We start from the raw sequence: 12,365 nt of genomic DNA on the forward strand, positions 1-12,365 counted from the left end.
CCCGCTCACGATTCAGCCCCGACCGCGCCACCGATGGCGCCGCCACCGAAACTTCGACGCCGCCCGGCATTGATAGCCGGCGCCGTCATCGCCATCTGCCTCGGAGCGCTCATCGGCGGTTGGGCCTGGACCACGACCACCAACACCCAAGAGGTACTCGCTGCACGCGCTGACATCGAGCGAGGCGCCGTCATTGAGGCCGACGATCTGGTCCGGGTCCGCCTCAACTCCGACCCCGCCTTGAAGCCTGTTGGCGCGAGTTCCCTCGAAACCGTGGTGGGGCAACGTGCCGCCGTCGATATCGCGGCCGGTTCACTCCTGACGCCGAGCACCTACGCCGAGGCGGTCCTGCCGAGCAGCGACATGTCGGTCGTTGGTGTCGCTCTCACCCCGGCACAGGCTCCCGGCATGGATCTTCGCGCCGGGGACCGTGTCCGTGTTGTCGTCACCCCGGCCGAGGGAAGCGATGCGCCTGCGGGGGCTCCCCCATTCAGCGAAGCTGAGGTGGTCGGCGTACGACTCTCCGATACTACTGGCGAGCTGATCGTGGACCTGCTGGTCCCCCACGCTGAGGCGGCGCAGCTCGCGTCCCGAGTCGCCACCGGCAACGTGGCGATCGTCCTCGACTCCAGGGAGCGCTGAGCCGCATGGCTGTCATCGCACTCTGCTCAGCCTCGGGTTCTCCCGGCGTCACGACAACCTCACTCGGGTTAGCGCTGCTGTGGCCCAGACCAGTTCTCTTGGTCGAGGCTGATCCGACAGGTGGCTCCGGCATCCTCGCCGGCTACTTCCGAGGGATTCGCGCCTACGACCAGGGCCTGGTCGAACTCGCCCTATCGTCAAGCGAGGTAGCGGACTTGTTGCCGCGAACCACTCAACCCATCGGTTCCTCCACCGCCGGCTTCATCGCAGGAACCCGCGCGCACACCCAAGCTGCAGCACTCGCCGGGCTCTGGTTACCCCTGGCCGATGCGTTGCGTGAACTCGAGTCGACCGGCCAGGACGTTCTCGTGGACTGCGGCCGCCTCGGGCTCACTGGTTGGCCCGAGCCCATCCTCGCCGAGGCAGATCTCGCCCTACTTCTGTGTCGCACGCACTTGCCGGCAATCTCGGCTGCAAGGTCGTGGGCGGACACCGCCCAGCGAGGAACGCCGGCGTGGTCTCATCCGACCACGCTTCTCGTCGGCGAGGGTCAGCCCTATTCGGCGAAGGAAGTGGGCGGCGTACTCAGACTCCCGGTCCTCGGCGTAATGGCTGACGACCCCGAGTCCGCGGAGGTCCTGCACCGGGGTACGTCGATCCCTGCTGGTTTCGATCGAAGCCCGTTGGTCCGCAGTCTTCAAGCCGCGATATCGGCCATCCACGCCACGGTGTCCGCGCAGCGCGCCGAGCTCTCCACGGAGGTGTATTCCGGTGTCCAGTGACCATCTCGTGCGACCGACGAATGCCGACCCGCATCTGATCGACCTTCCGCTCTTCGGTCAGCCGTTGCCCAACGGCACGGCAGCCGTCTCGTCGATCCCAGCTGAGCCGCTCACAATCTTGGGGAGCACCCGCCCGGACGTCGACTGGACGTTGGTTGCCTCGCTTCGATCCCTCGCCTCGAAACAACTGAGCCAGGCGATGGCCGCCGCGACCACCCGTCTCGACAAGCCCGCCCAGGCAGAGTTGGGCCGGGCGATCGTGCTGGATCTCATCGAGTCAGCGATGGCCGAACGAGTCGACGCCGGAGACGGGGCGTGGTCTGGTGTTGAGCAGACGGCGCTGGCGCAGGCCGTGTTCGATTCGCTGTTCCGCCTGGGGCGACTCCAACCACTGGTCGATGACGACCGCGTCGAGAACATCATCATCGCCGGACACGACAACGTGCACCTCGAGCTGACCGATGGTTCCCTCATCGACGGCCCTCCCGTCGCCGACTCTGACACCGAACTCATCGATTTCCTGGTCTTCCTCGCCTCGCGCAGCGAGGTCAACGCCCGCGGCTTCTCCGAAGCACAACCCAGGCTCCACCTGCGACTCGATGGAGGTTCCAGGCTGGCCGCCGCCGCGTGGGTGACCCCGAGACCATCAGTCGTGATCCGTCGTCACCGGCTCATGCACGTCACGCTCGACGATCTCGTCGAACGCGGAATGCTCTCGGCGCTCCTTGCTTCGTTCCTCCGTGCCGCCGTCCGGGCACGTAAGAGCATCGTGGTCGCCGGGTGTCAGGGTGCCGGCAAGACGACTCTGGTCCGCGCTTTGTGCTGCGAGATCGATGAGCACGAGGCCATCGGCACGTTCGAGACCGAATACGAGCTTCATCTCGACCAGTTGGGGCGTCACAAGATCGTGCATCCGTGGGAGGCCCGGCCCGGATCTGGTGAACGTGGACCTGATGGCCGGCTGGCGGGCGAGTTCACTCTCGACGAGGCCCTCGTCGACTCCTTCCGGTTCAACTTGTCGCGTCAGATCGTCGGCGAGGTCCGCGGCCGGGAGATCTGGGCGATGATCAAGGCAATGGAGTCGGGCACCGGATCCATCTCGACAACACACGCTTCCGATGCCGTCGCTGCGATCCGCAAACTGGTGACCTGCGCGATGGAAGCCGGAGCCCACGTCACCCATGATCTGGCGGCCAGCAAGCTGGCCTCCACCATCGATCTCGTCGTCCAACTCGACCTGACGACCGAGCGCATTCCAGGCGGGTTCCGTCGCCATCGGTCGGTCTGCGAGGTCATCGCGGTCGCTCCGGGTGAGCGTGAGACCGGGTACGCTACGACCCACCTGTTCTCGCCTGATGCCGCCGGCGATGCCAGACCTAATGTCTTGCCTGACGAGTACAGAGCCCTCGCCTCGTTCGGGTTCGACCTCGGCGCATTCCTCAACGAGCAGCAGGTGCTCTCGTGACCGCGCTCGTGCCGGCGGTGGCAGGTGCCCTCATCGTGGCGGGTGCCATCGGCCTAGTCCTCGGGCTGAAGCCCTCACAAGCTCCCCCACCCCGTTCGCGCCCGACTCGGTTGAAACCATTGAGTCAGCGGAGCAAGCGACTCCTGATGGTCGGCGTGGTCGGCGGCGTACTTGCTTGGCTCGTCACTGGTTGGGCGCTCGCCTTGCTCGCGGTCCCTGTCGCCGTTGTCGGCGTCCCGGTCCTGTTGTCCAACTCTGGTGCTGAGGCGCGCATCGGCCGGCTCGAAGCGATGGAGGAGTGGACGCGCTCGTTGTCCGGGGTCCTCACCGTCGGGATCGGTTTGGAGCAGGCGCTGGTGGCCACGCAGCGCTCCACACCGGCTGCCATCCGGCCCGAGGTGGGTCGTTTGATCGCGCGGCTTCGTTCGCGGTGGGACACCGAGGACGCCGTACGTGCGTTCGCTGACGAGCTGGACGATGCGACCGGGGATCTTGTCGCGGCCAATCTGATCCTTGCTGCCCGGCGTCGTGGCGCAGGTCTGGCCCAAGTGCTGGAAAGTCTCGCGGAGTCGGTGTCTGCTGACGTGCGCGCTCGTCGACAGATCGAGGCCGACCGGGCCAAGCCCCGGGCGACCGCACGGTGGGTCACCATCATCAGCGTCGGCGTGCTGGTGGTGCTCGCGATCTCCGGCACGTACGTCGAGCCGTACCGCAGCCCCTTGGGTCAAGTGATTCTCGTGACGCTGCTGACGGCGTACGTCGCCACCTTGGTCTGGATGAAGCGGATGGCCATCGGAAAGCCGCTGGCACGGTTCTTGTCTGCGCCCGACGCTGCTGGGGGTACGTCGTGATCGCGGGGTTGCCGTTGGCAATGGCGGCCGGCGCCCTGGTCATGCTCGGCGGCGTTCTGCTGTTGGCCCGTCTACTGCCCGCCCAGGTCGACCTGGCTGAAGCACTGATCCGGCTGACCCCATCGCGTCATCAGACCTCAATCGACGCACCCGACGCGGCTGCGAGCGGCAAGGAACGCATCGGGGTCTGGGCAATCAGGGTTCTGCCACCCGGGATGTGGGTGCGTACCCCGGTGCGCGAACTGGCGCTCCTGCGGATCTCACTCGCCAAGTTCTATGGCGACAAACTCACCTTCGCTGCCCTGGGGCTGGTTGCTCCGTCACTGCTCGCGGTGTTCTTCGAGGTGCTGGGCATCGGGTTCCCATTGATCGTCCCGGCCTTCGCCTCTGTGGTCTTGGCCATCGTCATGTTCTTCCTGCCCAACTACAACGCGATCGATGACGCGAAGACGGCGCGAGTGGAGTTCGCCCGTGCACTGGGTGCCTACATCGACCTCGTCGCGTTGGAGCGCAACAATGGCTCCGGCGTACGCCAAGCGATGGAAGCAGCAGCCGACGTCGGAGACTCCTGGGTGTTCCAGCGGCTCAGCGAGGAACTCGGCCGGTCCAGGTGGTCCGGCCTACCGCCCTGGGATGCGTTGCACGCGCTCGCTGAGGAACTCGGCCTCCCCGAGCTCGACGACTTCGCCGACATCATGCGCCTCTCCGGTGAAGAGGGCGCTGCGGTCTACACCAACCTGCGTGCGCGATCAGCGGCCATGCGGACCGCGATGCTCAACACCGAGGTCGCACAAGCCAACGCCGTCGGCGAACGCATGACCATTCCAGGCTCCCTACTCGGGGTCATCTTCATGGCGCTGCTGGTCGCGCCTTCACTGCTGCGGATGTTCAGCGGCACCTGAACAGAGAAGGAAGGAAGAAGACGATGAGGCAACTGGTCGCGATGGTGATGGTGTGGGCGTTCTCGTGGAACGACCCACCCCGACGTGACGAGCGCGGATCGGTGACCACCGAGCACGTGCTGTGGGCGGTGGCGGTGATCGCCATCGTCGGCATCGTGGTTGCGGCGGTGAAGACCTATGTCGAGATTCAAGCCGGAAAGATCAACTGACCGGCAACGGGATCAACGAGGCTCGGTCTCCATCGAGCTGGTGATCTTGTTGCCCGCCCTCTTCGCGGTGCTCTTCGTCGGAATGCAGGCCGCGCTCTACTACCACGCCCGGACCGTGGCGATCGCTGCTGCGCAGGAGGGCGCACGGGCCGCTGGGGCCGAGAACGGAAGCGAGTCACGTGGCGTCACCGCGGCTGAAGACTTCATTGCCGACGTTGGTGACGACGTACTGCAAGGACCCACCGCGGCAGCTGACCGTACGGCTACGACGGCAACCGTCGTGATTGAGGCGCGCAGCCTCAGCGTCATCCCCGGCTGGAATCTCACCATCCGCCAAAGCGCCACCGTCCCCATTGAACGGCTCACGACACCATGAACATCCAACGAGGAGACCGTGGCTCTGCCTCGATCGAGGCAGCCATCGCCGTGCCTGCGTTCGGCCTGTTCGTGGGCCTCATCATCTTCGGCGGACGCACCGCCATCACCCAGCAATCGGTCGAGTCTGCGGCTTCTGATGCGGCCCGGTCCGCCTCGATCCTGCGCACCGACTCCGAAGCCAAGTCAGCAGCACAGAAGGCAGCGTCCATCAGCTTGAACAACCAAGGAATCAACTGCCTCCGCATCGATGTCGACGTCGACACCCAACAGTTCAGCCGCAACGTCGGCACCCCAGCCCGGGTTGAAGTGACAGTCACATGCCTTCTCGACCTCGGAGACCTGTCGGTGCCGGGCGTGCCAGGCACCCGCACGATCTCGGCGACCATGACCAGCCCCCTTGACACATGGCGGGAGCGATCTGGATGACACAGCGACACGTCCATGACGAGCGAGGATCGATCAGCATCTGGGTGATCACCGCAACGCTGGCGATGATGATTCTCGTCGGCCTCGCGGTCGATCTCGGTGGCCAGGTCCACGCCCAACAGCGTGCCCGCGACGTCGCTGCCCAGGCCGCGCGCACGGGCGGGCAACAAGTCCAAGCCGCACCGGCCGTCGAAGGCCGCTACGTCGCGCTCGACACCGCCGCTGCACGACAGGCCGCCGAGGAGTACCTCGCTGCGGCCGGCGTCGAGGGCACCGTCACGGTCACCGGCGGCAACACCCTGACCGTCAACGTGACGGACATCTACGAGCCGATGTTCCTCTCCCTCGTCGGCGTCGGCAACCTCAAGGTCACCGGTGATGCCTCGGCGCGACTGATCAGAACTACCGGAGGACTCGAGCGATGACCCGAATCAATCCACGTATCCGCGGCCTTGCCGCATTCGTTCTCATTCTCGTCGTGCTGATCGGCACCCCCATGCTGCTGATCTTCATCGGAGCCACTCCTTGGAACGTCGATTGGTCTCAGCTGCGGATGCTGCTGCTCAGCCCCGACGACGGAACGGTCGCCCTGATCCTCATCGGGATCGTCGCGTGGCTGGCGTGGGCGGTGATGACGTTCTGCTTGATCAGCGAGGTGATCGCAACGGTCCGTGGGGTCCGTGCACCGCGACTGCCCGTCATCGGGACCGGGCAACACCTCGCCGCTCAACTCGTGGCCGCGGCTGCACTTCTGTTCACGGTGGCGCAGCCTCTCGCGATCACCTTCGCTGCAGTGCCGGCCCATGCGCAGGACCAGACACCGCACGATGTGCGTCCCGCCCAGGCTCCGGCTGCTCAGTCGGTGCCGTCCGCCGAGACATCACGCACCGTTGTCGCGGAGCAGGTCGAACCTGCCCCGGTCTCGTACACGACACGGCCCCACGACAGTCTCTGGAAGATCGCCGAAACGCACCTCGGCGACGGCGCACGGTTCAGCGAGATCGTCGCCCTCAACCCCGGCCAGTTCCCCAACGGCCCCAAGTTCCTCGCGACCAGCGTCGTACTCCAACTGCCAGCGCCGACGACTGACCCCGTAGACCCCACACCTGACGCTGACGCACGGTACGTCGTCGAGGAAGGCGACACGCTGTGGGACATCGCTGATGAAGAGCTCGGTGACCCAATGCGATACGGCGAGATCTTCGACGCCTCCCGCACCACAACTCAGCCGGACGGCGCACGGTTGACCGACCCTGATCTCATCCGTCCCGGCTGGGAGTTGGACATCCCCAATGGCACAGCACCAGAGGCGTCACCCGGGCAGGAGATAGAGCCGCCGGCCATCCCCGAGGAGCCGCCCGTGGTCGAGCCACCCACCGTCGAGCCGACACAGCCGGAGGCGAGCGCCGAGCCGCAGCCGAATTCCGACGACACCCATGCCGCTGCGGATGGGACGGCGTCCGAGACGCCTGGATGGTTGCTGCCGGGGCTCGCTGGCGCTGGATCTGTGCTGGCGGGTTCGCTGTTCCTGGTCCTGCGTGGACATCGGCGTCGGCAGATGCGATACCGGTATCCCGGTGAAGTCCTTGAAGCGCCGCCGCAGGAGTTGGCGGACGTTGAGAAGTCCGCGCGCCATGCCGAATCTGCCACGGTGCCGCGAATCGAAGATCTCGATCGCTTGCTTCGTCACTTCGCCGAAGGCCTGGAGCTGACTGGGCAGCCGCTCCCCCGGCTCCAGACGGTCGAGATGGCTTCCGACCTCGTGACACTCCACCTCGCCGAAGAGGCTCCGGCCCCACCCGGCTGGACCGAGCACGGGTCGTCATGGTCATTCACCATCGAACAGCGTCTACCCGAATCCGACCGCCCTGCGCCCTTCCCGTTGCTCGCTGCCGTCGGGCAAACCTCGTCGGGGCACCTTGTCCTGACCAACCTTGAGGAGTTTGGCTGCGTGAGGATCGCCGGTGACGACACGGCTGCGAAGGCACTGGCTCGATCAATCACGGCTGAACTGACGCTCAGCCCATGGTCAGTTCTGGCGGACATCGACACGATCGGCATCGCCGACGAACTGGCTGATCTCGACCCCGTGCGCCTTCATCACCACACCAGTGACGACACGGCCTTCCTCACGCAGATGGTTGAAGAGTTGGTCCAGCAAGGTGACCGCGAGCCTGAGACCTTTCACGCTGTCGTCACAGTCTCAGCTGTCGGAGCGGACCAACTCGCACAGTCGATCGCCGCCCGCCACGACCGCGTAGGTGCCGCTCTCGTCACCGTCGGCGGCCACGAGCGCGCGCACGACATCGCCTTCCACTTGAGCGACGGCGGCCGACTCCTGATCCCTGACCTCGACCTCAACCTGTCTCCGGCAGGGCTTACCGAAGCAGAGGCGACGGCCACTGCTGAGCTTGTGTCGGCCACCCGGGATGCCGTGACCGTTCCGTCCCCACCCAATCGCACATCCGAACCCGCGTGGCGGTCTGCGACAGACCGTTCAGGATCTCTGACCATGGTGTGCGCCGATGCCTTCCCGGACCCTGGCGAGGCTCGAACTGTCGAAGAACTAGTGTCGCCGCCAGCAGCGGCTGTCGACGAGGAGGTCAACGAACCCAACCCCGATCCCATCGCGCCGACGATGACGATTGCCGAACCACTGGATCCCGAGCTCGACGCGGATGTGAAGGCGTGGTTCGACGACGACTGCCGACTCCCCCGGCTTCATCTCCTTGGCCCGGTCCGAGCCCAGGCTCACGGCGACCCTGCGGCGGTATCGCGCCGCAAGCCCCATTACGTCGAAATGCTCGCTTTCCTTGCGCTCCACCCCGAGGGCGTCACCACAAAGCAGATCGCCGAGGCATTCTCGGTGAACAAGGACCGCGTCCGCGTTGACATCACCATGGTCCGCAAGTGGCTCGGCCGCAACGAACGCACCGGGCAACCCCACCTCCCTGCCGCCGCACAATCACGAGCCGCCGGGGAAGCGGGGGTCTGGACCTATCAAGTTGACGACGTCCTCGTCGACGCCGACCTGTTCCGCCGGTTACGTGCCCGTGGGCAGAGTCGCGGCATTGATGGTCACGATGACTTCGACACCGCCCTGCGGCTTGTTGGGGGCGCACCCTTCTCCGACTTGCGAGAGAGCGGGTGGAGTTGGCTCCTGGACTCCGACTCCCGAGACGACGAGATCCTCGCCTGCGCCATCGTCGACGTCGCTCACGACGTCGTCACCGCTGCGCTTGCGGATGGCGATCTCGACCGAGCTCTCCACGCTGTCGAGACCGCTCGGATCGCCGCTCCGTACGACGAAGTGGCACGTGTTGATCTCGCGGCGGTCCTTGTCGCCCAAGGTCACGAGGATGCTGCACGCGAGTTCCTCACCAACGCGGTCCACAACCGAACCGACGACCATTTGGGGCCGATCGACCTTCCGGCACGCACAGTTGCTCAACTCCGACGATCGACGCCACCCGATTGATCACGTCGATCCGTCTCAAACCGCGCCAATCACTTCACAGGGCCGGTCTTGGTGAGTCTAGTTAGTTGCGCAGGTTGGGGGAACATGCTTCTATAGTCTTGCAACGCGCGTCATATTATGACCAACTGGGACCAGGAAGCCGGATTATGACCCAAACCTCCTCCGAACACGAGCTCCCCGATGAGCTGATCCATGAACTTCATGAGCACCTCACTCCGATGGCCTCACCGTGGTTCGAGGGACTGTCGCACTCGCTGAGTTTCGCCAACAAGCACAATGCCCGCTTCGTGTTCAGGCAACAGCCCCACCTCTGGTCGCTTACGGCCAGAGCCGAGCTACGCATGTACTTTGAGAAACACCCCCTGCCTCCAGGATGGATCCTCGGCGGCGACTCGCGCCTCATGGGGCAAATTGTCTTTATCAACTCGGAAGCCGGTCTCAATGTCGACTTCCTCAAGGAGAACCGCCGGGTCCACCCTGGCGGCATTCCGCCGGCAGGGTCGAGCAAGAGTCGTCGGCAACGCTGGGCCACCCCAGCAACTCTTTTCGAACTGGACGGAATCCACCACACCCGCGCCGACCAGATCGATCTCCACTTCGCCTGGGACTACGGCCGCGACGCGAACGAGGCTGTGGACCTGAACACATTTCAGAGCCGCATCCTTCACACCACCGAAGCAGGCCAATTCGGCCGACCCGTAGGCTGCAATTTCTTCTTTAACATTCTCCCCAACGGTGAACTTCACACCACGAAACGCTTCGACGGTGACGCCGCAGAGGAGGACTTTTTCCTCAAGAGGGACACCAATGACAAGCAGCAGTGACATCGAACGCCGCGGTCAGCGGCTCGGGGCGCTCCGCGAGATGTTCGGCCTCACTCAGACGGGTCTGGCCGAACGGATCGACGTCAATCAGTCGTTCCTCTCCCGGATCGAGAAGGGCGAACGTCCGCTTCCCGCTGACCTAGTCACCAAGCTGGCCTTGGCCTACCAAGTGCCCGTGTCTTTCTTCGACGTGCCCACGGCGGAGCGCGAGATCCTCGTCCAAACCTTCTGGAAGAACTCAAAGGCAACTGCCGCCGATGAGCGCCGTATCAAGCGACTCCACCGTGAAGCGTCACGCGTGTTTGAGGACATCTCGCTGGCGTCCGGCTACCACGCAACCTCACTGGTCGACCCTCGCGACCACGGCGGCTTTGTTGAGCAGGTCGCAACCGTTACTCGCACTCGTATGGGTCTCGCGCCGACGACGCCGATCAAGAACGCCACACGCGAACTCGAGCGCCTGGGCGTCGGCGTCATCACCGACCTGGAACACCTTGACCCGGACCGCGCTGACCATAAGGGCATCTCGATGCCCCACCAAGCGACAGGCCGACCGCTGGTGGCGCTGGTCTCTGAGATGAGTGGCGCGGAACAACGCTTCGCCGTGCTACATGAGCTCGGGCACCTCATCTTTGACCAAGGACTCGTTTCCCCAATCCGCGGCGGTCGCAACCCAGCCGAGCAGCGCGCTCACCACTTCGCCCGAGCCATGCTGCTGCCGCGAGACGGTGTCATCGATCAGCTCAGCGAGTCCTTGAACCTTCAGGGCTACCTCGGCATCAAGGCACAGTTCGGTGCGCCAGTAGCCAGCATCATCAAACGAGCTCGGGACCTGAAACTCATCAGCGTCGAGCGCGAACGGAGCCTTTTCATCCAGTGGTCCTCGCAGGGCTGGCGCAAGCACGAGCCAGTCGAGGTCGACAACGAGAAACCCCTTCTGTTCGGCCAGGCCCTCACACAGATCTACGGCAGCGACCGCCGCGTCGCAAGCCGCGATCTTGGTCTTCCCTCTGACCTGCTCCGCCAATGGGCGCAGGACCCAGACGGTCTCTCGCTCGGCCTTGACAAGATCGAATCCGCGCCAGCGGCCGTGATAAGCCTGCGCGACCGACGCCGCGTCTGAACAGAACTGTCACCTACGGGCCGAGGCAGGAGGACGTCGACTCTCTGTCGATTTTCTGACTTTGGGGGAACGCCCATTGACCTGCGCAAACGTCCCCGAAGCGGGGTGTTCCCCCACCATTACTGATCAGTAGGGGGAACGTAGTCGGATACGGGTGCTGATCAGAGTCGAGTGCATGACCGACTCGACACAGCCCAGGACGTCGACCCAAAGATGGTCTCCCGCGCTGGTCGTCCAACTTCGTGAGGCTACCCAGCCACGGGAGGCCGCCGAACTCCTCGCAGCGGCCGACGTGCCTGTGTTCCCGTGCGTGGCGCTGGAGAAGCGTCCGCTCACGACGCACGGGTTCCGAGACGCGTCGCTCGACCCCGATCAGGTCGCTGACTGGTGGCGCCGTTGGCCGGATGCGAACGTCGCGATGCCAACCGGCATGGCATCGGGGATTGACGTCGTGGACGTTGATGTCCACGCCTGCGGCAATGGCTACGACGCGATCCTTAGTGCGCGCACTTCGGGCTTGCTCGGTGATCCCGCGTGGATGGTGAAGACGCCCTCCTCCGGGCTTCACCTCTGCTTCCTACACGCCGACGATGCGAGCCAGCCGTCCTGGCAGGTACCCCGCAAGCACGTCGACTTCCGCGGCGACGGCGGGTACGTCGTACTGCCCCCGTCGCACGTGACCCAGGACGACAACACGATCGGCCAGTACGAGGTCATCGACATAGCCACTCATCAACCTGACTCGGTGGACGCTGGCGCTTTGCGACGATTCCTCGACCCGCCTCGTCCAACCCGGTCGCCCGCCGACCTCCCCGTCGTCGGGACACGTCCAGATCGACTCGCGGCGTGGGTCGCATCCCTGTCCGAAGGCGAGCGCAACCATGGCCTGTTCTGGGCGTCGTGCCGGATGGCGGAAGCCGGGGAACGCTTCGACGTCGCCGCCGACGTTCTCGGCGGCGCAGCACGGCAGGCCGGGCTGTCCGACCGCGAATCGTTGACGACCATCCAGTCCGCCTATCGCATCGCCACCCGCCTGGGCGCCGACTCCACGCGGAGTGGATGCCCGCGCCCTATGCAGGCGGTTGAGGGGGTCCGCCTATGACGCTGCCGCAGCCCACTCTTGCCCCAGTTCGCTTCCGATTTCATCAGACGAGGTAATCCCATGAACGGCCCCGAGCCCTACGAACGTCAACTCGACCGCATCCCCGACGCCACGCCTCCGGAGGCGCCAGAGCGTGAGGTCTCGCCGCTTGCTGTGCGACACGACCCCTCCCAAACGGCCACG

13 protein-coding genes are annotated in these 12,365 nt (G+C 65.1%); all 13 read left to right on the plus strand.

Annotated elements, in window-relative coordinates; translation table 11 throughout:
• Positions 1-33 precede the first annotated feature (33 nt).
• Entirely contained in the window at positions 34-642 is a 609-nt protein-coding gene (locus tag NJ4_RS26865; RefSeq protein WP_281178255.1) for an SAF domain-containing protein, read from the plus strand.
• 5 nt (positions 643-647) lie between these two features.
• Positions 648-1,424, plus strand: coding sequence for a P-loop NTPase family protein (locus tag NJ4_RS04325; protein WP_067430734.1), 777 nt, complete (start codon positions 648-650; stop codon positions 1,422-1,424).
• Positions 1,414-2,889 carry a CpaF family protein gene (locus NJ4_RS04330; RefSeq protein WP_245644446.1) on the plus strand — a complete coding sequence of 492 codons (1,476 nt, stop codon included), beginning with the start codon at positions 1,414-1,416 and terminating at the stop codon, positions 2,887-2,889. Before NJ4_RS04325 ends, NJ4_RS04330 begins: the two co-directional genes overlap by 11 nt.
• 119 nt (positions 2,890-3,008) lie before the next feature.
• Positions 3,009-3,740 (plus strand): type II secretion system F family protein, encoded by a 732-nt coding sequence (locus NJ4_RS04335; protein ID WP_217996753.1) that lies wholly within the window; start codon positions 3,009-3,011, stop codon positions 3,738-3,740.
• Positions 3,737-4,642, plus strand: coding sequence for a type II secretion system F family protein (locus NJ4_RS04340; RefSeq protein ID WP_157550710.1), 906 nt, complete (start codon positions 3,737-3,739; stop codon positions 4,640-4,642). Before NJ4_RS04335 ends, NJ4_RS04340 begins: the two co-directional genes overlap by 4 nt.
• 23 nt (positions 4,643-4,665) lie before the next feature.
• Positions 4,666-4,851: a hypothetical protein gene (locus NJ4_RS04345; protein ID WP_067430753.1), complete on the plus strand. Its 186-nt coding sequence runs from the start codon at positions 4,666-4,668 to the stop codon at positions 4,849-4,851.
• Positions 4,820-5,227, plus strand: coding sequence for a TadE family protein (locus tag NJ4_RS04350; protein ID WP_082748163.1), 408 nt, complete (start codon positions 4,820-4,822; stop codon positions 5,225-5,227). The genes NJ4_RS04345 and NJ4_RS04350 overlap by 32 nt, the downstream gene beginning before the upstream one ends.
• Positions 5,224-5,655 carry a TadE family protein gene (locus NJ4_RS04355; protein ID WP_067430755.1) on the plus strand — a complete coding sequence of 144 codons (432 nt, stop codon included), beginning with the start codon at positions 5,224-5,226 and terminating at the stop codon, positions 5,653-5,655. Before NJ4_RS04350 ends, NJ4_RS04355 begins: the two co-directional genes overlap by 4 nt.
• The gene (locus tag NJ4_RS04360) at positions 5,652-6,080 is read left to right on the plus strand and encodes a pilus assembly protein TadG-related protein (RefSeq protein WP_067431164.1); all 429 of its coding nucleotides are present in this window, start codon (positions 5,652-5,654) and stop codon (positions 6,078-6,080) included. Before NJ4_RS04355 ends, NJ4_RS04360 begins: the two co-directional genes overlap by 4 nt.
• Positions 6,077-9,133: a LysM peptidoglycan-binding domain-containing protein gene (locus NJ4_RS04365; protein ID WP_067430757.1), complete on the plus strand. Its 3,057-nt coding sequence runs from the start codon at positions 6,077-6,079 to the stop codon at positions 9,131-9,133. Before NJ4_RS04360 ends, NJ4_RS04365 begins: the two co-directional genes overlap by 4 nt.
• A 146-nt stretch (positions 9,134-9,279) precedes the next feature.
• Positions 9,280-9,957: a hypothetical protein gene (locus tag NJ4_RS04370; RefSeq protein WP_067430767.1), complete on the plus strand. Its 678-nt coding sequence runs from the start codon at positions 9,280-9,282 to the stop codon at positions 9,955-9,957.
• Positions 9,941-11,080, plus strand: a complete 1,140-nt coding sequence (locus tag NJ4_RS04375; protein ID WP_067430770.1) for a helix-turn-helix domain-containing protein — start codon at positions 9,941-9,943, stop codon at positions 11,078-11,080. Before NJ4_RS04370 ends, NJ4_RS04375 begins: the two co-directional genes overlap by 17 nt.
• A 175-nt stretch (positions 11,081-11,255) precedes the next feature.
• Positions 11,256-12,182 carry a bifunctional DNA primase/polymerase gene (locus tag NJ4_RS04380; RefSeq protein ID WP_082748184.1) on the plus strand — a complete coding sequence of 309 codons (927 nt, stop codon included), beginning with the start codon at positions 11,256-11,258 and terminating at the stop codon, positions 12,180-12,182.
• Positions 12,183-12,365: the final 183 nt, after the last annotated feature.

This window comes from Nocardioides jensenii JCM 1364 = NBRC 14755, from assembly GCF_001552535.1.
Taxonomy (GTDB): Bacteria; Actinomycetota; Actinomycetes; order Propionibacteriales; family Nocardioidaceae; genus Nocardioides; species Nocardioides jensenii.

What these genes read in the sequence shown, in the direction of transcription:
- NJ4_RS26865 (WP_281178255.1), top strand. Translation starts at nt 34, where the DNA reads ATGGCGCCGCCACCGAAACTTCGACGCCGCCCGGCATTGATAGCCGGC.
- NJ4_RS04325 (WP_067430734.1), top strand. Translation starts at nt 648, where the DNA reads ATGGCTGTCATCGCACTCTGCTCAGCCTCGGGTTCTCCCGGCGTCACG.
- NJ4_RS04345 (WP_067430753.1), top strand. Translation starts at nt 4,666, where the DNA reads ATGAGGCAACTGGTCGCGATGGTGATGGTGTGGGCGTTCTCGTGGAAC.
- NJ4_RS04350 (WP_082748163.1), top strand. Translation starts at nt 4,820, where the DNA reads ATGTCGAGATTCAAGCCGGAAAGATCAACTGACCGGCAACGGGATCAA.
- NJ4_RS04355 (WP_067430755.1), top strand. Translation starts at nt 5,224, where the DNA reads ATGAACATCCAACGAGGAGACCGTGGCTCTGCCTCGATCGAGGCAGCC.
- NJ4_RS04360 (WP_067431164.1), top strand. Translation starts at nt 5,652, where the DNA reads ATGACACAGCGACACGTCCATGACGAGCGAGGATCGATCAGCATCTGG.
- NJ4_RS04365 (WP_067430757.1), top strand. Translation starts at nt 6,077, where the DNA reads ATGACCCGAATCAATCCACGTATCCGCGGCCTTGCCGCATTCGTTCTC.
- NJ4_RS04370 (WP_067430767.1), top strand. Translation starts at nt 9,280, where the DNA reads ATGACCCAAACCTCCTCCGAACACGAGCTCCCCGATGAGCTGATCCAT.
- NJ4_RS04375 (WP_067430770.1), top strand. Translation starts at nt 9,941, where the DNA reads ATGACAAGCAGCAGTGACATCGAACGCCGCGGTCAGCGGCTCGGGGCG.
- NJ4_RS04380 (WP_082748184.1), top strand. Translation starts at nt 11,256, where the DNA reads ATGACCGACTCGACACAGCCCAGGACGTCGACCCAAAGATGGTCTCCC.